At 65.4% G+C, this 20792-nt stretch carries 19 protein-coding genes and 1 pseudogene; 11 read left to right on the top strand and 9 right to left on the bottom strand.

Annotation, left to right across the window (positions count from 1 at the left end; genetic code table 11):
* Nucleotides 1-102 precede the first annotated feature (102 nt).
* A complete protein-coding gene (locus ACS8Y6_RS02905) occupies nt 103-1212 on the top strand; it encodes an ATP-binding protein (RefSeq protein ID WP_440854942.1) in 1110 nt (369 codons plus the stop codon).
* A 477-nt stretch (nt 1213-1689) separates the two neighbouring features.
* Here the strand turns inward: ACS8Y6_RS02905 and ACS8Y6_RS02910 are convergent, their stop codons facing one another.
* Both ACS8Y6_RS02910 and ACS8Y6_RS02915 read right to left on the bottom strand, forming a co-directional pair.
* Entirely contained in the window at nt 1690-3150 is a 1461-nt protein-coding gene (locus ACS8Y6_RS02910; protein ID WP_440848972.1) for a sensor histidine kinase, read from the bottom strand.
* Nucleotides 3147-3860 (bottom strand): winged helix-turn-helix domain-containing protein, encoded by a 714-nt coding sequence (locus tag ACS8Y6_RS02915; protein WP_440848971.1) that lies wholly within the window; start codon nt 3858-3860, stop codon nt 3147-3149. Before ACS8Y6_RS02915 ends, ACS8Y6_RS02910 begins: the two co-directional genes overlap by 4 nt.
* A gap of 175 nt (nt 3861-4035) precedes the next feature.
* On the opposite strand from ACS8Y6_RS02915, the gene ACS8Y6_RS02920 reads away from it, so the two are divergent.
* From ACS8Y6_RS02920 to msrA (ACS8Y6_RS02930), 3 genes are all read left to right on the top strand, one after another.
* Nucleotides 4036-4257, top strand: coding sequence for a hypothetical protein (locus ACS8Y6_RS02920; protein ID WP_440848970.1), 222 nt, complete (start codon nt 4036-4038; stop codon nt 4255-4257).
* 347 nt (nt 4258-4604) lie between these two features.
* Nucleotides 4605-5207, top strand: a complete 603-nt coding sequence (gene msrB, locus ACS8Y6_RS02925) for a peptide-methionine (R)-S-oxide reductase MsrB (RefSeq protein ID WP_440848969.1) — start codon at nt 4605-4607, stop codon at nt 5205-5207.
* Between the two features lie 32 nt (nt 5208-5239).
* Complete coding sequence (gene msrA / locus ACS8Y6_RS02930) at nt 5240-5977, top strand: peptide-methionine (S)-S-oxide reductase MsrA (RefSeq protein ID WP_440848968.1); 738 nt, start codon at nt 5240-5242, stop codon at nt 5975-5977.
* A 94-nt stretch (nt 5978-6071) separates the two neighbouring features.
* On the opposite strand, the gene msrA (ACS8Y6_RS02935) is transcribed toward msrA (ACS8Y6_RS02930), so the two are convergent.
* The 4 genes from msrA (ACS8Y6_RS02935) to ACS8Y6_RS02950 form a co-directional block, all read right to left on the bottom strand.
* Nucleotides 6072-6578 carry a peptide-methionine (S)-S-oxide reductase MsrA gene (gene msrA, locus ACS8Y6_RS02935; RefSeq protein WP_440848967.1) on the bottom strand — a complete coding sequence of 169 codons (507 nt, stop codon included), beginning with the start codon at nt 6576-6578 and terminating at the stop codon, nt 6072-6074.
* Complete coding sequence (msrB, locus tag ACS8Y6_RS02940; RefSeq protein WP_440848966.1) at nt 6575-7024, bottom strand: peptide-methionine (R)-S-oxide reductase MsrB; 450 nt, start codon at nt 7022-7024, stop codon at nt 6575-6577. Before msrB (ACS8Y6_RS02940) ends, msrA (ACS8Y6_RS02935) begins: the two co-directional genes overlap by 4 nt.
* An 85-nt stretch (nt 7025-7109) precedes the next feature.
* Nucleotides 7110-8147, bottom strand: coding sequence for a proline racemase family protein (locus tag ACS8Y6_RS02945; RefSeq protein ID WP_440854943.1), 1038 nt, complete (start codon nt 8145-8147; stop codon nt 7110-7112).
* Nucleotides 8147-9304 carry a zinc-binding dehydrogenase gene (locus tag ACS8Y6_RS02950; RefSeq protein WP_440848964.1) on the bottom strand — a complete coding sequence of 386 codons (1158 nt, stop codon included), beginning with the start codon at nt 9302-9304 and terminating at the stop codon, nt 8147-8149. Before ACS8Y6_RS02950 ends, ACS8Y6_RS02945 begins: the two co-directional genes overlap by 1 nt.
* 303 nt (nt 9305-9607) lie before the next feature.
* Here ACS8Y6_RS02950 and ACS8Y6_RS02955 point away from each other — a divergent pair, with 303 nt between their 5' ends.
* The 4 genes from ACS8Y6_RS02955 (at nt 9608) to ACS8Y6_RS02970 (ending at nt 12428) form a co-directional block, all read left to right on the top strand.
* Complete coding sequence (locus ACS8Y6_RS02955; protein ID WP_440848963.1) at nt 9608-10177, top strand: DNA-3-methyladenine glycosylase I; 570 nt, start codon at nt 9608-9610, stop codon at nt 10175-10177.
* Nucleotides 10178-10522: 345 nt separating this feature from the next.
* On the top strand, nt 10523-10846 hold the full coding sequence (locus ACS8Y6_RS02960) for a hypothetical protein (RefSeq protein ID WP_440854944.1): 324 nt from the start codon (nt 10523-10525) through the stop codon (nt 10844-10846).
* Nucleotides 10847-11122: 276 nt separating this feature from the next.
* Nucleotides 11123-11347, top strand: coding sequence for a hypothetical protein (locus ACS8Y6_RS02965; protein ID WP_440854945.1), 225 nt, complete (start codon nt 11123-11125; stop codon nt 11345-11347).
* Nucleotides 11328-12428, top strand: coding sequence for a phosphotransferase family protein (locus tag ACS8Y6_RS02970; protein WP_440854946.1), 1101 nt, complete (start codon nt 11328-11330; stop codon nt 12426-12428). The genes ACS8Y6_RS02965 and ACS8Y6_RS02970 overlap by 20 nt, the downstream gene beginning before the upstream one ends.
* Before the next feature lie 423 nt (nt 12429-12851).
* Here the strand turns inward: ACS8Y6_RS02970 and ACS8Y6_RS02975 are convergent, their stop codons facing one another.
* Together ACS8Y6_RS02975 and ACS8Y6_RS02980 are read right to left on the bottom strand one after the other, a co-directional pair.
* Nucleotides 12852-14270 carry a dynamin family protein gene (locus ACS8Y6_RS02975; protein WP_440850186.1) on the bottom strand — a complete coding sequence of 473 codons (1419 nt, stop codon included), beginning with the start codon at nt 14268-14270 and terminating at the stop codon, nt 12852-12854.
* A 222-nt stretch (nt 14271-14492) separates the two neighbouring features.
* A complete protein-coding gene (locus ACS8Y6_RS02980) occupies nt 14493-14795 on the bottom strand; it encodes a hypothetical protein (protein WP_440850187.1) in 303 nt (100 codons plus the stop codon).
* Between the two features lie 231 nt (nt 14796-15026).
* Between ACS8Y6_RS02980 and yghU the strand changes: the two genes are divergently transcribed.
* From yghU to ACS8Y6_RS02995, 3 genes and pseudogenes are all read left to right on the top strand, one after another.
* On the top strand, nt 15027-15878 hold the full coding sequence (gene yghU, locus ACS8Y6_RS02985; protein ID WP_440854947.1) for a glutathione-dependent disulfide-bond oxidoreductase: 852 nt from the start codon (nt 15027-15029) through the stop codon (nt 15876-15878).
* Nucleotides 15879-16188: 310 nt separating this feature from the next.
* Nucleotides 16189-17169, top strand: a complete 981-nt coding sequence (gene gnd / locus ACS8Y6_RS02990) for a phosphogluconate dehydrogenase (NAD(+)-dependent, decarboxylating) (RefSeq protein WP_440850189.1) — start codon at nt 16189-16191, stop codon at nt 17167-17169.
* 216 nt (nt 17170-17385) lie between these two features.
* Nucleotides 17386-19761 (top strand): annotated as a pseudogene (locus ACS8Y6_RS02995) (sensor domain-containing protein); the annotation flags it as partial.
* Nucleotides 19762-19827: 66 nt separating this feature from the next.
* On the opposite strand, the gene ACS8Y6_RS03000 reads toward ACS8Y6_RS02995, so the two are convergent.
* Entirely contained in the window at nt 19828-20775 is a 948-nt protein-coding gene (locus tag ACS8Y6_RS03000) for an alpha/beta hydrolase (RefSeq protein WP_440854948.1), read from the bottom strand.
* Between the last annotated feature and the right edge of the window lie 17 nt (nt 20776-20792).

Raw genomic sequence — 20792 nt, forward strand, 5'->3', positions numbered from 1 at the left:
GACACGATTTGCGGTCTCCAACGCGGCGCTCGCACGAAACGGCAACAGGCCCTAGTGCAGACTACAGCATCATAACGCGCCGCTATCTTTCAGGGTGATTCGATGCCGGATGGGCCTGTGGGTGATAGGCGGCTGTATTTGTTGGCGGATAGTCTGCCGCTTGCGGTGGCTTATCTCGACGATGCCGGGCATTTCCGCTTCACGAACCGCGCCTTCCAGCGTCGCTTCGGCGCGCCCGCGGCCAATAGCCGGCCGTCGCAGTTCTTTGCGGGCCTCTGTTCGCCCGATATCGAGGAATTCCTGGACCGCGCCTTTGCCGAGGGCAAGTCGTTCACCGGCCTGGTTTACTGTAGCCGCGCCGATGAGCCGACCGAGCGCCTGCGTGTTCAGATCGTGCCGGACGCCGAGGGTGATCGGCTGTGGGGCGCGTTCATGATCTTCGGCCGGATCGAGGACCGGGCCCCGGTGCCGGCCGCGACGCGCGATGACCGGTTCGTGCAGATGCAACGCATGGCCAGGCTCGGCGAGATCGCGGCCGGCATGGCGCACGAGGTGCGTCAGCCGCTGTCGGCGATCAGAAATTACGCCGATGTGCTGCCCCGAATGCTGGAGGCCGGCGAGCCCGCGAGCCGGATCGGCACGCTGGTGCGGGCCATCCAGACACAGGCCACGCGTGCGAGCAACATCATCACCCAGGCGCGCGAGTTGGTGGGCGGGGGTGCGGATACATTCAGCGAATGTGATGTCCTGCAGGTGATCTACAGCAGCATCGAAATCACCGAGCGATCGGCCCGCGCGGCCGACGTGGAAGTGCGTTGCGCCGCCCAGTCGGCGTTGCCGCCCTGTCGCGGGCATGCGGGCCAGCTCGAACAGATTCTGGTCAATCTGATCGGCAACGCGATCGAGGCGGTCGCGAACAGCGACATCCGGGCGATACGTATTGACGCTGAAGCACTCGACGATCGGGCCATCCGTATTCGTGTCGCCGACACCGGCCCCGGCGTGCCGGCCGATGATCTGGACGTGATATTTCAGGCCTTTCGTTCCGGCGGCGATGGCATGGGCATGGGCTTGTCGGTCAGTCGTCGACTGGCCGAGTATCACGGCGGACAACTCTGGATCGAGCCGGACCGCGAACGCGGCGCCTGTTTCGTACTCGATCTGCCCGCGGATGCGGTTGTGCGCGACTCGGAAAGCGGCACAGCCAGCTGAGCGGCCCGTTTGACCGCAACCGGGGTTGAGGTTGCAGATGGGGGCGGCCGGCCATTTTCGTCCACCGCCCGTGCCGAGCCATCGTCAAATCGCCCAGGTGCGGTGCCGTCCCGGGCCGGGCCGGTCATCGAGCCCGTCCTGTCGTCGCTCGCGCCGGTTGCCGTGCTGCGGGCTCGATGTCCTCGGGGCGCGCGCCGTACATCGCCGAGTGCCCAGGCCCAGCAAGCCATCCGCCGGGCGCGCGTATCGAGTGCGCGCCCATGTTCGGGGCGAGGGACGAACCGCGATGCAGCATCGATATGCCGGTCGACCTGTGCAATGCGCACCGTATTCGGTGACCGTCACCGGATGTAGTTCGGCAAACACCAGCCGCCATTGCTCGACCGCTCGCCGAATCGCGCGACAGCTTCATCGATGCCTTCGGCAGCGGTCGGTGGGCTGGCAGGGGGCCTGGATCGCATCCGCAAGCCAAGTGGTCTAGGCGAGGGGCAACTCGAAGGCGGCGACGGTGCCGTGGGTGTCGCTTGTCAGTTCCAGTCGTGTGCCGTGCCGCGTACAGACTTCGGCCACGATCGCGAGCCCGAGACCGCTGCCGGCATGTCGGCTGCGGGCCTCGCGTGTACGGTAGAAGCGCTGGACGACCAGTCCGATCTCCTCGGCCGGTATGCCGATGCCGGTATCGGTCACCGTAATGCGGACGCGTTCGCCGGTCACGGCAGCCGAGCAGGTTACCTGGCCGCCGGGGTCGGTCGCGCGCAGGGCATTGTCGACCAGATTGGTCAGCGCCCGGTCGACGAGTTCCAGGTCGGCGGCGACCGGCAGCGGCTCGACGCAGTCGACTGTCAGCACGATGCCGGCGGCCTCGGCCTCGGGACGGAATTTGTTCGCGATGTCATGGATCAGTTCGGCCGCCGGAAAAGTCTCGACGTGCAGGGCGCGTTCATCGATATCGATGCAGGCCAGCAGCGAGAGTTGCTCGGCCAGGCGAGTCAGGCGCGCCACATTGGCGAGCAAGGCATCGACCCCGGGCCGGTTGTGTTCGGGTACGTCCGCCCGGAGTTTCTCGGCATAGCCGCGCAGCGCGGTCAGCGGCGTGCGGAAATCGTGCGAGAGGCTGGCGACCAGGTCGCGGCGTTGCCGGTCATTCTCGCGTAACGCCGACACCTGGGCTTCGATGGTGGCGGCCATGTCGTTGAATGCCCGCGCCGCACGGCCGACCTCGTCGTCGGTCTGCATGGAAAGACGCTGGCTGTGGTCGCCTTCGGCGAAGCGTTGCATGGCGCGCGTGAGCCGCGAGAAGCGCCGGGTCAGCAAGGCGAACAGCAGCAGGCCAAGGGCGGCGGATACCAGCAGGGCACCCACGCCGGCCACCACCAGCGAACGCGAGATACTGCTGGTCTGCCACATGCGCGCCACCGACATATTGGTATCTGCTTCGGGGACGACGAACAGATAGCCGCGATGTCGTTGCGGTCCGTAGTGGATGTTGGCCACCGAGAATACGTTGCGGCCGTCATCGCACGGCAGATCGGCGTAGACCGGCAGCATCGGCAGATGCGATTGCAGGCGCCGGATCGTGGCGATCGCAATCCGGCCGCCCAGCGCGCAGCGGTCGTCTGCCCACGCCCCGACCACCTCGCCCGAGCGGTTGAGCACATAGATCGACAGCGCCGGGTTGATGCTCTTGATGTGCTGCACGGCCCGCCGCGCGGGCCGGCTGGTCAGCCCCTCGGACAACGGCCTGGCCAGCCGCGCGGCCAGATGGGAGGCCAGATGCAGCTGATTGCGCTGCAGCCATTCCCGGCCGAGCAGATCGAACTGGCCGACGGCGATCCAGGCGGTGGCCAGCGACATCACCAGCAGGCTGGCGAGATAGGCCAGCGCCAGGCGCCCATAGAGGCTACGCGACAGGCGGCGCAGCGTGCGCAGAACGTTCACGAGGACGGCTGTCGGTCGGCGTCGGTGAAGCGATAGCCCACGCCCCAGACGGTCAGGATATAGCGCGGATCGGATGGATCGGCCTCGATCTTGTTGCGCAGCCGGTTGATATGCGTGTTCACGGTATGGTCGAAACCATCGAACTCCGGGCCCCAGACCGCGTCCAGCAGATCGGAGCGCGAGAACCCGTGGCCCGGATGGCGCGCAAACAACGACAGCAATGCGAACTCCTTGGCCGTCAGCGAGAGCGGTTCGCCGTGCAGGGTGGCGTAATGAGCATCGATATCGATGACCAGATCGTGCACCGCGATCGGCGCGGCGCCGCGCGGCAGCTGGCCGGCGCCGGCCCGGGCGTGTCGGCGCAGCAGCGCCGACACGCGCGCGAGCAGTATCGCGCCGTCGAACGGTTTGGTGATGTAGTCATCGGCGCCGATCTCCAACCCATGCACGACCTCGCGCGTATCGGCCCGGGCGGTCAGCATGATCAGCGGCAGCGCCGCGTCCGCGGTCCGAATCTCGCGGCAGACCGCCAGACCGTCGATGCCCGGCAGCATGAGGTCGAGAATCACCAGCGACGCTTCGCGCCAGCGCGACAGTGCCTTTTCGCCGTCGTCGACCCAGATCGCCGGGTAGCCGGCATCGCCCAGTAATGCGATCAGCAAGCGCCCGATATCGGGATCGTCTTCGACGCAGAGAATGGGGCGGGTCACGACTTACTCCGTTACACGATGTATCTACGCTAGCCCAGAGCAGAGCTCGCATCATCACGAAAGCTTCACGATCGATGTGATCGATTCGTGATGATTGCCCGGGCCGGGGCGCCTAATCTCAATGCCACGACCCGATACCCGGGCCGGGATTCGAACAATGACAAAGGAATCGACCATGAACGTTCGCAAGCATGCCGTGATGACCGCCCTGATTCTGGCCCTGTCGACCCTGGGCGTTGCCGCCACGGCGAGCGCCGCCGAAAGCGCGACATCGGCGCACAAGACCATGACCCATAAAAAGGCCACCAAGCACCACAGCGCGATGGCCCACAAGAAGAAGACCAGTCACACCCACAAAAAGCACAAGACCGCCACCAAGGCCAGCAAGACCAAGTAAAACGTCCAGTCTTGATCGGCCGGCGGGTTGCCGCCGGCCATCTTGCCTGACTCGTGGCCCGAGCTCATGGCCGGGGCTGTTCGGCGCGCCGGGAAGGCGGCCTGTTATTGATCGCGCCGGGGCGGGCCAGAGTGGGCCGGAGCCCGACTGACGTCAGCGCCAGACGGGCAGGGCGTGCCGCAGCGGCCGGGGCAACGCCGCATCAACTGCCGGCCTTGCGGCGTATATTCAATGGCGCAGTCGCTGGCGCGCCGAGTATACCGTCGACAAGCATGCGAGCGAGTGCCGCGTCCATGTTGGGCACCCCGATGGCGCGGGCCCCCTGAAGCGATCTGCGGGAGAGCGAAATGAACCAGCGCATCAACAATCCAAGGCGCCGTTTTCTGATCGGGGCGTCGACCGTGTTCGGCGCCGGTCTGCTGGTGGGCCTGACGCGTTGGTTGCCCGCCAGCGCCGCGGGTGACAGCCAGGCCGGCACCGAGGCGACCGGGCCGGTAACCATCGTGGCCTTCGACGATCACGGCAAGCGACTGGGCAAGCGTACGGTCGAACGCGTAATCAAGACGCCGGCCCAGTGGCGGGCCGAGCTTACCCCGGCTCAATACCATATCCTGCGCGAGCACGGTACCGAGCGGCCGTTTACGGGGCGCTACTACAACCCGCCCGAACAGCAGGGCATCTATCGCTGCCAGGGCTGTGGTAACGCGCTGTACGATTCGGCGACGCAGTTCCACTCCGGCACGGGCTGGCCGAGTTTCTACCAGCCGATCGCGGCCGAGAACGTCACCGAGCACACGGATCACAGCTTCGGCATGACCCGTACCGAGATCGCGTGCACGCAATGCGGCGGCCATCTCGGCCACAAGTTCGACGATGGCCCGAAGCCCACCGGCCTGCGCTACTGCATGGATTCGGTCGCCCTGCGTTTCATACCCACGGGCGCGGCCTGACCGCGCCGGGCACGACATCAACGGAGGTTGATATGCACGCTCGATTGAAACGATCCACGACTTTGGCCGCCCTCGGCGCGGCGGCCGCGGTGGTGTTGGGGGCCGCGATGTACGACACGCCTGCCCGGTCGGCCGATTCGGTCTACGGGACGCAGGTGCCGGCGGCCCGTGCGCATTTGTCGCGGCCCGGCAGCCAGACCGCGCAGGCCGTCCTGGCGGGCGGCTGCTTCTGGGGTATGGAAGAAGTGTTCTCGCACGTCAAGGGCGTCACCAACGTCGTGTCAGGCTATGCGGGCGGGGACAAGGCGCACGCCAATTATTCGGACTCCAGTTCCGGCCGCTACGGCGATGCCGAGGCGGTGCGCATCACCTACGATCCGGCCCGGATCAGCTACGCGGATCTGTTGCGAATCTATTTCTCGGTGGCCCACGATCCGACCCAGGTGAATCGCCAGGGCCCGGACCGGGGCCCACAGTATCGCTCGGAGGTCTTTGCCGCGAGCGCCGGTCAGGCACGGGTCGCCCGGGCCTACATCCGGCAGCTCGATCGCGCGCATGTCTTCCACCGGCCGATCGCGACCCGGGTCAGCGTGGGCCAGAAGTTCTTCCCGGCGGAGTCGTACCACCAGAACTATGCGGTCAAGCATCCGGACAGCTACTACCTGCGGGTCAACGATGAGCCCAAGGTCGCGGCGTTGAAAACGCGTTTCCCGGCGCGCTACAGCGCGCAGTTCGCCGAGGGCGGCGGCCAGGCGAACGCCAGCGGCTGATTACCGACGATCGCGATGGGGCCGCCTCGGAGGCCGTAGTTGTGGCGCCGGCATGAGCGCTGCACAGCGCCATGCCGCCGGTGACGCTGTTAAGTCAGGCGCTCTTGCGGCGCGGCAAAACCCAGTTCGGCCGCGGGAAGTGGCAGGTGTATCCGTGCGGGAATTTCTCCAGATAATCCTGGTGTTCCGGTTCGGCCTCCCAGAATTCACCGGCGGGCTTGAGCTCGGTCACGACCTTGCCCGGCCAGAGACCGGAGGCTTCGACGTCAGCAATCGTGTCTTCGGCAATCTCGCGCTGGGCGTTATCGAGATAGTAGATGCCTGAGCGATAGGATTCGCCGATATCGTTGCCCTGACGATTTTTCGTCGTCGGGTCGTGAATCTGGAAGAAGAATTCCAGCAACTCGCGGAAGCTGATGCGTTCGTCGTCGAACACGACTTCAATCGCTTCCGCATGATGGCCATGATTGCGATAGGTCGGATTCGCCATCTCGCCGCCGGAATAACCGACCCGCGTGGCCCGCACGCCGTCCTTCTGGCGGATCAGGTCCTGCATGCCCCAGAAACAGCCGCCGGCCAGAATGGCTCGTTGTGCGCTCATCCGATGTCCTCCACCTGATCGATATACTCACCGTAGCCCGCGGCGTCCATTTCATCCTTGGGGATGAATTTCAGCGCCGCGGAGTTGATGCAGTAACGCAGTCCGCCGCGATCGGGCGGGCCGTCGGGGAAAACGTGCCCGAGATGGCTGTCGCCGTGCGCCGAGCGGACTTCGGTGCGGCGCATGCCCAGCGAATTGTCGGTCAGCTCACTGACATGGGCGGTCTCGACCGGCTTGGTGAAACTCGGCCAGCCACAGCCCGATTCGTATTTGTCCGAGGACGCGAACAGGGGCTCGCCGGACACCACGTCGACGTAGATGCCCGGTTCCTTGTTATGCAGGTATTCCCCCGTGCCGGGGCGTTCGGTGCCGTTTTCCTGGGTGACGCGATATTGTTCCGGCGTGAGCCGGGATACCGCGTCTTCGTTCCTGCTGTATTCCGCCATGTCTGTTCCCGATTGACCGCCTGTTCAGCCGATAAAATGATGGCGCGGGTATCAAAATCAAGCCGGGTGCGCCGCGGCAATCGCCTCAACCGCGTGTCTCGACCACGTGGTTGAGCGTCAGATGCTGGATCATCGGGTCGTCGGCGTTGGCTATGATTTCCGATTCGGCTATGACGTGGGCCCGGCCGGTGATCGTGTTACGCACCACATCCTGCCCCTCGGCATTGTCGCGGGCCACGAATTCGCCCACAAACCGTGTGTTGCGCAACGACACGGTTTCCAGACGATCGCCCGGTTCGATTTCGCCGCGATGGTTCATCAGCGCCAGACGCGCGGAGGTGCCGGTGCCGGTCGTACTGCGGCAGATCACGCCCGGATGCACGTAGGTTGCCGAGCGCGAGCGGTAGAAGCCCCGGGCGGGATTGTCGACCGGGCCCATGAAATGCAGGAACGGCAACGGCCCGACGTCGCCGAGGCTGTAGTGCGAGAATACGCGATCCGCGCGGATCGCCTCGACAATGGTATGCGCGGCGTCGGCCAGCCGGCGTTCCTCCGGCGCAACTAGCTCGAAGCCGAGTTCGGTGGCATCGACCAGCGCATAGAAGCCGCCGCTGTAGGCCACGTGATAGGTGATCTCGCCGATGCCCGGCACATCGATGCGGGCGTCGTAGGTATCGATGTAGCTCGGCAGCCCCTGACAGGTGATCGCCTCCACCACGCCGTCTTTCACCCGGGCCTCGATCTCCACCAGCCCGGCCGGCGCTTCCAGCGTGAAGTGCTGAATGCCCTCGACCTTTTCCACGATGCCGGATTCGAGCACCGCGGTGGCGGTGCAGATGGTGTTGGAGCCGGAATAGATCGGGTAACCCATCACTTCCATGATGATGTAGCCGGCGATCGCCCTGGGGTCGCTGGGCGGCACCAGCAGATCCACCGACATCTCCGGAATGCCATAGGGCTCTTCCAGCAACAGGCGGCGCAGGTCGTCGGCTTCGTCGCGCAGATACACCATCTGGGCGCGCACGGTGTCACCGGGCAGCTCGGGCACGCCGCCCGTGACGATGCGCGAGACATCGCCGCCGGCATGAGTATCCATCAGGCGAAGGGCGTATTGTCGGGACATCAGGTGTTCTCCAGGGCGTAGGGGGCGCCGTGCTCGGCCCACAGGGCATCGGGTACGACCACGATCTTGCCCAGGTAGTTCGAGCCGCGATGGGTAAAATAGCGCTCGCATTCGCGCAGCTCCGAGAGCTTGAACGCGGCATGCAGCACCGGCTTGAGTTCGCCGGCGCGGATCCATTCGATCAGTTGCTCGGCTTCTTCGCGGGTACCGTGCGATACGCCGAAGATATGCACCTGGTAAAGATAGATCACGGTCCACATGACTTCCGTGACGTTGGACGCACTCGCGCCCGCGATCGACAGCCGGGGGTAGGTCGAGCGCGCGTTCATGTCGAAGGTCATGGCCTCGATGAAACGCATGGTCGCCTCGCCGCCGACCAGATCCATGACCGCGTCGAACGGCACGCCGCCCGTGGCCTGGCGTACCTGGTCCGGGAAATCGTCCATGGCGCGCCGGTCGAAGACGTGTTCAGCGCCGAGTTCGAGCAGCGCATCCGCCTTTTCCGGCGTGGACAGGGCATAGGGAATGGCGCCGACGATGCGACACAGCTGAATCAGGGCCGTGCCCACGCCGCCGCTGGCACCGGTGACGAGTATGTGCTCGCCGGCCGATACGCGCGCGGCCGTCATCATGTGATAAGCCGTCTGATAGGAACACATGCCCATCGATGCGAGCTCGGCGTCGGACAGCTCGGCGTTGTCCACGGTGTGGAACTGGTCGGACGGCACGGCTACGTATTCGGCAAAGCCGCCGTCGGCGCCGTGGCCGTAATAATCGGGCGTGAGATTGATATCGCGTCGGTCGCTGCCATAGATATTGAAATCCAGCAGCCCGCGCTCGCCCACGCGCGACGCGTCCACGCCTTCGCCCACCGCGGCGACCCGGCCGGCGATGTCCGCGCCCTGGATGCGCGGGAAAGTCAGCGTGGGCGCGCCGCCGATGGCGAACGACGTCACGTCGCCCTTGTCCTTGGTCGGGTACAGCCCCTCGCGGGCCTTGCGGTCGGTATTGTTCTTGGCGGTGGCGGTCACCCGGACGAGCACTTCGCCCGGGCCCGGTTCGGGCACCGGCGTCTGTTCGTTGTACACGAGCTGATCGACGTCGCCGTGGCCAACCAGCTGCATTGCAGCCATCTGGGTCGGAATCGATTCGGACATGAGTGGGCTCCGGAGTCACAGTTGCGGCGCGCTGCCGCCGTATGCCACCGCTTGCGATGGTCTGTGGCGGCAGCCCAGCCATGGAATGGTAGGGGCTGTTGCCATTTCATACGAGCCCCGCGTCGCTGTCGCAAGGCATGCCGGGCCAGCCGAGCCGCGCCGCATGGCATGATCTTGCGGGGCAAGCCATCGGCCCGGCAGCGCAACGCCTGCTTTCGCGGCGCCTCGGCGTGGCGTCCGCTGGCCGCTGGCGCGCGTCGCGGCGTCGGCAGCCCGGTCCGTCATGTAAGGAGAATGAACGTCATGAGCTCATCGCATGCCGAGCCCGCGCGTTGCGCCTGGGCGCGCAGTCATCCGTTGCTGGTCGCCTACCACGACGCCGAATGGGGTGTACCCGAAACCGATCCGCGCGCCCTGTGGGAGAAGCTCATGCTGGACGGCTTTCAGGCCGGCCTGTCGTGGCTGACCATCCTGCGAAAACGGCAGGCGTTCCGGCAGGCGTTCGCCGAATTCGATCCCGAGCGCGTCGCGCGCTTCGAAGCGGCCGACATCGAACGACTTATGGCCAACCCCGGCATCGTGCGTTCGCGGGCGAAAATCGAGGCCGTGATCGGCAATGCCCACGCCTATCTCGCGATGCAGGCGGCCGGGGAAGACTTCGCCGCGTTCGTATGGTCGTTCGTCGACCATCGGGTGCAGGTCGGCGACGGCCGCCATGTGCCCACCGAGACCGAGCCTTCGCGCGTGCTGGCGGCGGCGCTGAAAAAACGGGGTTTCAAGTATGTCGGGCCGACCATCGTCTATGCCTGGATGCAGGCGACGGGGCTGGTCAACGATCATGCGCTCAACTGTTTCAGGCGCGATCAGGTCTGAGCACTCGGCTCTTCGGGCAGCGTCGGGGAGGCGCGCGAGCGCGGCTTCGCCGGCGCGCATGACCCGGCCATGGAAGACATCCCCGGTCTGCGGCGCGAATCTTTTTGAGCCGGCCGGGGCGCATGCAGTGCCGATGACCGGCAGCGACGAAGGCCGTGTCGCCTCGGCAAATAGCTGTATTATCAAGCTATTGGATGGGGGTAGCTATCGCTGGCACGATCGGGATAAATAAAGGCTATCGGAAACATTAAACTTTAGTCGCATAAAACGCCTTGCAAACGACGGTTTCGGCTGCAGACTGTCCGCCGTACGACAAAAGTCTTAGTCGATAACGAGGTCAAAATCATGACGCATCGGAACCTGTTTCGCAGTATCGCCCTTACCGCCAGCGCAGCCGTGATCGGTCTGGCCAGCGCCAATGCAGACGCCCACGCCTTTGTCGGCAACTATCAGGATCATAAGCTGCCCAGCGCCACCCGGCACACGGCCAACGTTCACCACAATCGCACGCATGCCCACTATGCGCGTCTCGCCGAAGCGAACAGCCATGTCGAAGCGGGCAACTATCAGGACCACGTAGTCCCGCACGCCACGCGCCGTAACACCGATCAGATCGAGACCCGCGGTGGCATGGCCAGGCACGAAGTCGCGATGTCGGACGAACGCTGATCGTTCAATCCGAATCGACGATGAGCCCATGAATCGTCAGAAGCCCGGCCCCGGTAGCGGTCGGGCTTTTTTTGTCGCTGCCGCCCGCCCACGCCTTGCCTACAGTGATCTCGGGAGAACCAACGGCGGAGCCCGCGGTTGTGAGCTCACCGGGGCGTCGAGGTTGTTGCCCGGGTTATTCGCCAAACGGCGCATTGATTGGGTTGCGTGGGCGTGCGAATTTCCAGTGAGGTTCGCGTGGGCAGCCGTCGGCGCTGTCGGGAAAACGAGCAGGCGATGCAGGGATCCAATGACCGGCGGCGGTTGCAGTCGCTGCGGCGTGTGGCCGCTCCCGACGCATCGCTGACGCGCGAGACTGCGGTCGGGACGGCGCGGCTGATGCGTGTGGCGCGGCCGCGGGTCGTGGGGATCGGTGGCGATATCCGTCCGCCGGGCGCACGTCGCTGGGTGTCGGGCCTGGCCCATTTCGGCGATGCGTTCGATGCCATCGATTCGCAATGAAAACCGGGGTGGGCCACCGCCGGAGCTGATCGATGTCGGCGCCGGCCGGGGTTTCGATGTGGATGCCCTTGCGCGTTATCTCGCCGCTTGCGGTCTGGATTACGGCGAGCTGGTCGTGCGACAGTTCGCGTGCGCGCAATCCAACCCGACCTTCGTGGTCGATTCCGGTTACGGGGCGGGGGCTGCACGATTCGTATTGCGCAAGAGTGCGGCCGTGCAGGCGTCGGTCGCGGCGTATGGGCTGGCGCGTGAGTATCGCGTGATGCGGGCGCTGGCCGGCGTGGCTGCGGTGCCGGTGCCCGCAGTGCATGCGTTCTGTGCGGACGAGTCGGTGCTCGGCACGCCGTTCTACATCATGGATTATGTGGCCGGCCGGGTGCCTGCCGATCCCCGGCTCGAGAACCTGACGCGTGCCGAGCGCGGCGCCGTATACACGGGCATGATCGATGCGCTGGCGGCATTGCATAATGTCGATGTCCATATCGTGGGCCTGTCGTCGTTCGGTTGTGTCCGCGGTTATCTGGCACGCCGGGTCGCCGCGTGGCGGCGACAGTACGCGCAGACGGCGGCCGATCCGGAGCCGGCCATGGCCGCGCTGGCGGACTGGCTGGAGCACAACCTGCCTGCGGACGCCGCGCCCGTCATCACGCACGGCGATTATCGCCTGGCGAATCTGATGCTGGCCGCGGAGGGGGCCGAACTGGTCGCCATACTGGATTGGGAGTCGGCCACGCTGGGCCATCCTCTGGCTGATCTGGCCTATGCCTGTCTGCCTTATTACCTGCCGCCGGACATCGATGTGCTGCCCGGCATCTCGGGGCTCGATCTGGTGGCGTGGGGCATTCCCGATGAATCGGAGCTACTGCGGCGTTATAGCCGCGCCCGTGGATTGGCCCCGATCGAACAATGGCCGGCGTTCATCGCCTTTGCCTTGTTCGGTATCGCGGCCTTCGCCCAGGCCGGGCAGGCCCGCGCGCCGGGCGGTCGCCATGGCGACCAGGCCGCGCGTGTGGCCCGTCAGGTCGGTGAACTGGCCGAACTCGGTTGGCAGATGGCCCGTTATTACGACACCGCCTGCTAGGGCCTGTTGCCGTTTCGTGCGCGTCCGCGCCAAGCGCTTCCTGAAAAATTACTAGGGGCGGCAAGACGAGGCGTAGCGAACGTCGCGTAGTCGTTCTACGTGAGAGAGCACCAACGCTGGATTGCCGCAAAACAGCGCTTGTCCCTTCGGGTTGGGCCGCCCATAAAATCAACCAGGGCGCCGATACGGCGTTGCGCGTCTTGATCGTGGCACGCCACGACCGGCGACGCGCGCGTTGTCTCGACCGATTTGCGGTCTCCAACGCGGCACGTGTACGAAACGGCAACCGGCCCTTGTGTCCCGTCACGTCAATTCATCGCCCGACTTCGGCGCCGCGGTGCTTTGCCGTATTCCCTGTCACGGTTCACCGCCGCGACTTGCTTGGCGTGAAAAAACACGCGAAATACAGGGTGCTAATTGGCGCTAGCCCGAAGGCTGGGTAAAGCGATCGTTGAGACGCCGCACCATGGCTTCCTGTTTGTCGCGGATCCTGGCCACGCGGCGTCGGGCGAAGAGGTGCCAGCCCTTGGGTTGCAGACTGAACAGGCCGCGCCACCAGCGGGTATTGCGCCGGAAGGCGCGTCGCAGGTCGAGGCTGAAGGCCTGTTGCGAGGCCGGATCGATCCGGCGCGCGATCTGCTTCGCTGCCAGCGAACGGCTGACGAAATGCAGCGCTCCGAGCAGCACCGCGACGACCGCCACGATCAGCCAGCCGCTGATGGTGTTGCCGAATACACGATCGACCACGCCCATGGCCACGCCATGCGCCCAGATCAAGGCGGCGCCGCAGGCCAGCACGATCGGCAACAGCATCAGGCCGTCGTAGAGCAGCGTGCGCTGGCGCCAGCGCCGCAGATAGCCCTTGAGCCGCCCGACGCCGGCCTCGCCGGCCAGGGTATCGGCCGCGCCGGTCATCAGTTCCACCACGCGATAGGCGCGGTCGACTTCGACGCCTTTCATGCGCCGATGAATCTCGGCGATGTCGGCATCCTTCTTGGCTTTGAAGCGGGCTGCGAGTGATTCGTCCGGGATGGCCTCGGCCGCGCCCTCGTCGTAGATACGCAGGAATCGCCCGGCGGTAAGGCCCGCCGACGCCAGCGCCCGCTGCCAGGCGGCAACCACGTCTTCGGGGTTGTCTTCGCTGGCGGTGGTATCGATCTGGTTAAGCACGAACAGGAACTTGCTCGCGTCGTCACGGTTGATGGTGTCCGAGACCAGGTGCTGCAGGGTGTCGCGCATGGCGCCGGGCTCGGGATGGCGCGCGTCGAAGAACACCAGTACCAGGTCCGACAGATCGATGATGCGATCGGTGATCTGCAGCGTCGCCGAGCGTTGGCTGTCGGCATCGAAGCCGGGCGAATCGAGCAGGATCTTGCCGCGGATCTGTTCGGAATTGCAGGTCTTGAGCTGTAGATAATTGTTGATGCGCCGTCCTTCGCCAGCCGCGACATCCTCGATGTCGCCACTGATCCGGTAGAAGGGAAAGCGCAGATCCGCGTCCAGGGCCGAGCCGGGCAGGGTGCGCGGCTCCTTGTCCTCGCTGTAGCAGATCACCGAGAAGCGATCATCGACCGCCTGGTTGCCGGTGCGTTGCAGTGTGGTGCCGAGATAACTGTTGATGAAGCTCGACTTGCCGGCCGAGAAGGTGCCCAGCAGTGAAACCACGGGCCACCACGGCACGCGCCGGGTGAAGCTCTCGCTCGGCGCCAGCAGCCCCATGCGATGCGCGATGCGATCGAGTCGGCGGAACTCCGCCAGCGGCTCAAGCAGCAGCGGGTTCTCGCGCTTGAGATGGGTTTCGAGCGAATCGGTACGCGTGGCGTGTTTCGAGGATTGACTCATAAGCCCCCTGAGGCTGGCATGCACCGGCGCAGCGCGCCGCGACTTTCATCATAGTATGCCAGCGGCCGCGGCTGTTTCGCCGTGACGTCGGCCGCTGGCCTCCCGGGCAAGCCAACGCCCATGCGCGATCGCGCGCCCGGCCGGGCGCGGTAGCGCAAAGGCTGGCGGATACGGCCCGGGGCGCAACGCCGGAGGACACGAACCCGCGCCGAAAATATGCGATTAGTTTTGTTCGCTCGGGGTCTTGCGCGTCGACGTGCCGTCGCCGGCGTCATCGCTGTCGTTGCTATTGCGCGGCGATGACGCGGTGTCGTGTTGGGGATGCTTGACCACAGGGGACTGCCCCTTGTAGCCGCCGGCGGAATCCTTTTTCACTGGTGACTGCACGTCATAGCCGTGCTTCTTTGCCTCGTAGCCGCCTGCGGCGCCGGCCGCGGCGCCGGCCGCCAGAACACAGCCCTGGAGCGAGGCGCCGAGCACGACAATGGCAGCGGCCAGGGCGGAGGAATGCAGTACTCGTTTCATGACAATCAACCGGTTTCGGCTTGTATCGGCGAGTATAGGCGGCGCGGATGAATACCGACAGAACCCGGCGTGGGTCGGCCACGGGCCACTGTTCTGATGCGCGGCGCGCTGTGAACCGGCAATGCGACCCGGGGAAGCCCGATTCCGGGCAGCCGAAACGACACGGCCCGGATGATCCGGGGGCCGCGGCAGTAGTACACTGCCCGCCTTTGCATTCTACAGTGATTTATCATGAGTGATTCCACCGAGTACACACCCCCGAAGGTCTGGACCTGGGAAAAGGAAAGCGGCGGCCAGTTTGCCAGTATCAACCGGCCTTACGCCGGGCCCCGCTACGAAGCCGAGCTGCCCGTTGGCAAACATCGCTATCAACTGTATTCGTTGGCGACGCCGAATGGCGTAAAAGTCACCACCCTGTTCGAGGAATTGCTTGAAGCAGGCCACGCCGAGGCCGAATACGACGCCTGGCCCATCCGTATCGGTGACGGTGAGCAGTTCTCCAGCGGCTACGTCGCCGTCAATCCGAACTCCAAGATTCCGGTGCTGGTCGACCACAGCCTCTCCGAGCCGCGGCGGGTGTTCGAATCCGGCGCCATCCTGCTTTACCTGGCCGAGCGTTTCGGCGCATTTTTGCCCAACGATCCGGACGTCCGCACCGAAACGCTGAACTGGCTGTTCTGGCAGATGGGAAGCGCCCCTTACCTCGGCGGTGGTTTCGGCCACTTCTACAACTACGCGCCGGAGAAGATCGAGTACGCGATCGATCGCTTCACCATGGAAGTCAAGCGCCAGCTCGATGTGCTCGATCGGCGCCTGGCCGATCATGCCTACCTCGCCGGCGACCAATACACCATCGCCGATATCGCCACCTGGCCGTGGTACGGCGCGCTCGCGCTGGGGCGGCTCTACGACGCCGGCGAATTCCTGCAGGTGGCGGACTACGAGCACGTTCAGCGCTGGGCCCGGGCCATCGATGCACGCCCGGCCGTGGTGCGCGGGCGCATGGTCAACCGTCTGTGGGGCGACGAGTCGGAACAGTTGCCGGAACGGCACGACGCCAGCGATTTCAAGCGCCGTCGCTAGACCACATGGATTGCATCGCAATCCATGATGACCCTGGGATGGGCCAAAATTCGCGCCAAAAAAGTCTTTTTGGCACGGATGGTTGCGATGCAATCCATATCAGCGTCCTGTCTCGTGAGTTTCGTATCAAACGAGCGAGAGCGGTCGGCGTGGCCGGCAAGGCGAGAAACCCAGTCGTATCGGATCATACGGCTGGGTTTCGCAACGCCGCCCGACGCGGTGACGGCCGCGCGCGCTGTAAAATGAGTCCTCTCGTATGGCAGTCGGGGCGGACCGCCACACCGGTCGGTTTGCCAGCAAGGAGGTCGTCGTGAAGATCGGAGTGCTCGGGCTCGGCCGCATGGGCGGCAACATCGCATGCCGTCTGATGGATGATGGCCATGAATGCGTGGTCTTCGACACGCATGCGCAGGCGGTGTCGCGTATCGCGGATGCCGGCGGCGAGGCCGCCGAATCTCTGGCCGGAATGATCCGGGCCCTGCCTCAGCCCCGCACGCTGTGGCTGATGCTGCCCGCGGGCGAAGTCACCGACAACACGGTCGCCGAATTGGCGCCGCTGTTGGCGCCCGGCGATACCCTGATCGATGGTGGCAACGCGAACTTCAAGGACGACGTCCGCCGTGCCCGAATGCTCGCCGAACGCGATATCCGTTACATGGATGTCGGCGTCTCGGGCGGTGTCTGGGGCCGGGAGCGCGGCTACTGCCTGATGATCGGCGGCGACAAGGACACCGTGGAGCGACACGATCCGATCTTCGCCACGCTGGCCCCCGGCCCCGGCGATATCGACGATACGCCCGGGCGCGAGACACTGGAGCCGCGGGCGGCACAGGGTTATCTGCACTGTGGTCCGGTCGGTGCCGGGCATTTCGTGAAAATGGTCCACAACGGCATCGAGTACGGCATGATGGCGGCCTATGCGGAAGGCTTCGATATCCTGAAGAACCGCGCCGCCGATTTCCTGCCCGAGGACGAGCAGTTCGACCTCAACCTGGCCGATATTGCCGAGGTCTGGCGGCGGGGCAGCGTGATCTCCTCGTGGTTACTGGATCTGACCTCGATCGCGCTGGCCGAGGACCAGAGCCTGGCGGCGTTCACCGGCGAGGTCTCCGACTCCGGTGAAGGCCGCTGGACGATCAATGCAGCGATCGAGCAGGCGGTGCCCGCCAACGTGCTGTCGGCGGCGTTGTTCGCCCGCTTCCGCTCGCGCAACACGCCGAGCTTCGGCGACAAGCTGCAGTCGGCGATGCGCCACCAGTTCGGCGGCCATGTCGAGACGCATAACGAATAGGGCCGGTGTCATGGCCCGGCTCCGCGCCGCGGCGCAAAACCCGCCGGTCCCGGGTAACAGGCCCCTAGTGGTCGGGCGATCACGCCCGCAATGAGCGGCGACGTGACCGGCTGATCGATCGGGACGGGTGCAACCCGCGCCGGGTGTACGTTCGTTTTCAAGTCCTGTAATTCGCGGCCGATAAGGTAGCGTACTACCGCGAACTGGCACGCTGGAATGCAGATTCCTGGTCGAGACATCACGATCCATCGGCAGCTCGTTGACGGACTGAGCGATCACGCGATCTATATGCTCGACCCCGAGGGCCGTATTCTTTCGTGGAGCGCGGGCGCCGAGCGTCTGACCGGGTATGCCGAGCGCGAAGCAATCGGCGCCCCCGTGTCCATGCTGCACGAACTCGGGCCGCCCCCGGGAGAGGTGCTGACGGCGGCGCGCCAGCACGGTCGCCGCGAAGGCCGGGTCTGGCGCCGGCGCAAGGACGGCGGCTGTTTCCCCGCTTACAGCGTGACCGAAGCGGTGTTCGATGCCGATCGCCTGACCGGCTTCGCGGTGGTCGAGCGTGCATGCGGCGAGACCTGGCGCAACGGTCACGCGCGCCTGGCCGAGCGCCAGTTTCGATTGCTGTTCGAGGGGGTGACGCTCTACGCCATCCTCATGCTCGATCGCGAGGGTCGGGTCACCAGCAGCAATCCGGGGGTGGCGGCGATCGAGGGGTACGCGCCCGACGAAATCATCGGTCGGCATTTTTCCATCTTCTACAGTCCGCATGATCGCGAGCGCGGCCGGCCGGACGAAATGCTGCGCTGTGCGCGCGAGAATGGACGCCACCAGGCCGAGGGCTGGCGCTACCGTCGTGATGGTACGGCCTTCTGGGCCACCGTGATCGTTATACCGATTCGTGAACACGGGCATTTGATCGGCTATGCCCAGATCACGCGTGACATGACCCGTCGCAAGGAACACGAGAACGAAATCCTCAAGGCCAAGCGAGCGGCGGAGCATCGCTATCGCGAATCGCGCTCGATGTCGGCATTCCTCGACAACGTGATCGGCAATATTCCGATCCGTGTGCTGGTCGAGGATAGCCAGACCGGCCAGATTCTCATGGACAACGCGGCGCGCTCGGCCTCGAGTACGGCGCCGGCCATCGACGCCGATACCATCGTCCGGCGGCTGCGCGGGGCGGCCGCCAAGACGCTCGACGACGACGAGATCCGCGAGATGCGGATCGGCATCGATACGGCCGAGGGCACGGCGCGTCTCAAGTGCCGCGTGTTGCGCGTCAATGACGATGCGGCCGGGGGCGCGGCCAACTTGATGTATCTGGTCGAGGACGTCACCGAGGAGCACCGCGCCCACGAGAAGATTCATTTCATGGCGCATCACGATGCGTTGACGCATCTGCCCAATCGCACCCTGTTCAACAAGCGTCTGAGCCAGGCCCTGAAAGCCACCGAGTACGACGGCACGAGCGTCGGCCTGCTGCTCATCGACCTCGATAACTTCAAGAACATCAATGATGTGCTCGGTCACCCCGTCGGCGATCAGCTGTTGATCCAGGTGGCCTGCCGGCTACGGGCCGCGCTGGATGACACGGCCATGCTGGCGCGCATTGGCGGCGACGAATTCTGCGTGGTGTTGCCCCACTGCAGCAATGCGGGCGAGCTGGAGGCGGTCGCCCGGCGTCTGATCGCCGACATGCACGAGCCGCTCCTGGTGGGCGAGCATATCGTGCAGTCCGGCGTGAGCATCGGGTTGGTGCTTTCCAGCGCCGATGTCGACAACACCGAGGAATTGCTGCGTTGCGCCGATCTCGCGCTCTACGACGCCAAGCGCGGGGGCAAGGGCACCTGTTCGGTCTTTCATCCCGAGCTGCACCGCGCCGCGCGCCAACGACTGGAGATCGAGACCGACATGCGTCGGGCCTACGACGCCGACGAATTCGTGCTGTACTACCAGCCGATCATGGACTCGGACAGTCTGACCGTGTCGGGCATGGAAGCCCTGCTGCGCTGGCATCATCCCGAGCGCGGCGTGGTGCCGCCGCTGGAATTCATACCGGTCGCGGAGGAGACCGGCCTGATCCGGGCCATCGGTGCGCGCGTGCTCATGCAGGCCTGTGCCGAGGCGGCGGACTGGCGCGGCGAGGCAACGATTGCGGTCAACCTGTCGACGGTGCAGTTCGACGATCACGCGCTGGTCGATCACGTGCGCGATGCGCTGTCGAACTCCGGGCTGGCCCCGCATCGCCTGGAACTGGAAATCACCGAGTCGATCCTGCTCGATGCCTCGCGTAACAACATCCGCCTGCTGGAAGCGCTCAAGGCGCTGGGCGTGAAGATCGTGCTCGATGATTTCGGCACCGGCTATTCGTCGTTGCACTATCTGCGCTCGTTCACCTTCGATCGCATCAAGATCGACAAGAGCTTCGTCAAGGAGATCTGCCACGATGCCGAGGCGCAGGCGATCGTGAAGGCGATCACCACGCTCGGTCACAGTCTGCGGATCCAGATCACGGCCGAGGGGGTCGAGCATATCGATCAGGCCACCCGGCTGCGCAGCGACGGCTGCTCGCATCTGCAGGGCTTTTACTTCGGCCGGCCGGAACAGCAAGCCAGCGCCGCATTCACCGCGCCGCTGGAACGACGCGGCTTAGCGTCAGCCGGGCGCCAGCGCGCCGCGCAGGGCGTCGGCCACGCGATCGAGCATGGCGGTGGTGACCGACAGCCAGGCATACATTTCGATCGAGCCGTGAATCACGCCGGGGAAATGAGCGTGATCGCAGGCCACGGCATCATCGCGCAGACGCGTCGCGTAGAGCGCGCCCTCGTCCATGAGCACGTCGGCGCCAACGGTCAGCACCAGCGCCGGGGCGACACCGGCCAGCGAGCCGGCCAGTAACGGTGACACGCGCCAGTCGCCGGTGTCGGTGGCTTGATCGGTGGTATGGCGGCCGAACCATGCCATGAGTTCCGCCGTCAGCGGCGGGATGTGGCTGTTGCGCAAGCGCGAGGGATAGTGCCGGGCGACACCGCGCAGGTCGGTCGCCGGATAGATCAGGGCCTGGAAGGCCAGCGGCCAGCCGTGATCGCGCGCCGCCAGCGCGACCACGGCCGACAGGTGTCCGCCGGCGCTGTCGCCGGCCACGGCCAGGCGCTTCGGGTCGATGTCGAACTCGGCCGCGTGGGTGGTCAGCCATGCAAAGGCCGCGATGGCATCCGCGCTCGAAGCCGGCAATGGGTGCTCGGGTGCCAGGCGGTAGTCCACGGCGATCAGTTGGCAAGCGCAGCGCCGGGCGATCTGCCGGCAGATGCGGTCATGCGAGTCGAGATCGCCCAGCACCCAGCCGCCGCCGTGATAATAGATCACGGTCGGAGCGGCGGTGGTGCCGAGCCCCTCGGGCCGGTAGCGGCGGATGGCGACATCGCCGGCCGGACCGGGTATCCGATGATCCTCGACCGCGCCCATGGCTACGGGCTCGCCGCCGGATCGCGCCAGCGTATCCACGTAGAGCTGGCGCGCCTCGGGCACGGTCAGATCGGTGAATGAAATCTCGGCGCCGTTGAGCTTGTCGACCACGGCCTGTACTTCGGGAAGCAGTGTCATGGAGCATTCGCAGATGG

Origin of the sequence: Salinisphaera sp. RV14, assembly GCF_052044135.1 — a bacterium.
Taxonomy (GTDB): domain Bacteria; phylum Pseudomonadota; class Gammaproteobacteria; order Nevskiales; family Salinisphaeraceae; genus Salinisphaera.

Coding starts and splice junctions, on each gene's coding strand:
- ACS8Y6_RS02905 (WP_440854942.1), top strand. CDS start 103: ATGCCGGATGGGCCTGTGGGTGATAGGCGGCTGTATTTGTTGGCGGAT.
- ACS8Y6_RS02920 (WP_440848970.1), top strand. CDS start 4,036: ATGAACGTTCGCAAGCATGCCGTGATGACCGCCCTGATTCTGGCCCTG.
- msrB (WP_440848969.1), top strand. CDS start 4,605: ATGAACCAGCGCATCAACAATCCAAGGCGCCGTTTTCTGATCGGGGCG.
- msrA (WP_440848968.1), top strand. CDS start 5,240: ATGCACGCTCGATTGAAACGATCCACGACTTTGGCCGCCCTCGGCGCG.
- msrA (WP_440848967.1), bottom strand. CDS start 6,578: ATGAGCGCACAACGAGCCATTCTGGCCGGCGGCTGTTTCTGGGGCATG.
- msrB (WP_440848966.1), bottom strand. CDS start 7,024: ATGGCGGAATACAGCAGGAACGAAGACGCGGTATCCCGGCTCACGCCG.
- ACS8Y6_RS02945 (WP_440854943.1), bottom strand. CDS start 8,147: ATGTCCCGACAATACGCCCTTCGCCTGATGGATACTCATGCCGGCGGC.
- ACS8Y6_RS02950 (WP_440848964.1), bottom strand. CDS start 9,304: ATGTCCGAATCGATTCCGACCCAGATGGCTGCAATGCAGCTGGTTGGC.
- ACS8Y6_RS02955 (WP_440848963.1), top strand. CDS start 9,608: ATGAGCTCATCGCATGCCGAGCCCGCGCGTTGCGCCTGGGCGCGCAGT.
- ACS8Y6_RS02960 (WP_440854944.1), top strand. CDS start 10,523: ATGACGCATCGGAACCTGTTTCGCAGTATCGCCCTTACCGCCAGCGCA.
- ACS8Y6_RS02965 (WP_440854945.1), top strand. CDS start 11,123: ATGCAGGGATCCAATGACCGGCGGCGGTTGCAGTCGCTGCGGCGTGTG.
- ACS8Y6_RS02970 (WP_440854946.1), top strand. CDS start 11,328: ATGCCATCGATTCGCAATGAAAACCGGGGTGGGCCACCGCCGGAGCTG.
- ACS8Y6_RS02975 (WP_440850186.1), bottom strand. CDS start 14,270: ATGAGTCAATCCTCGAAACACGCCACGCGTACCGATTCGCTCGAAACC.
- ACS8Y6_RS02980 (WP_440850187.1), bottom strand. CDS start 14,795: ATGAAACGAGTACTGCATTCCTCCGCCCTGGCCGCTGCCATTGTCGTG.
- yghU (WP_440854947.1), top strand. CDS start 15,027: ATGAGTGATTCCACCGAGTACACACCCCCGAAGGTCTGGACCTGGGAA.
- ACS8Y6_RS03000 (WP_440854948.1), bottom strand. CDS start 20,775: ATGACACTGCTTCCCGAAGTACAGGCCGTGGTCGACAAGCTCAACGGC.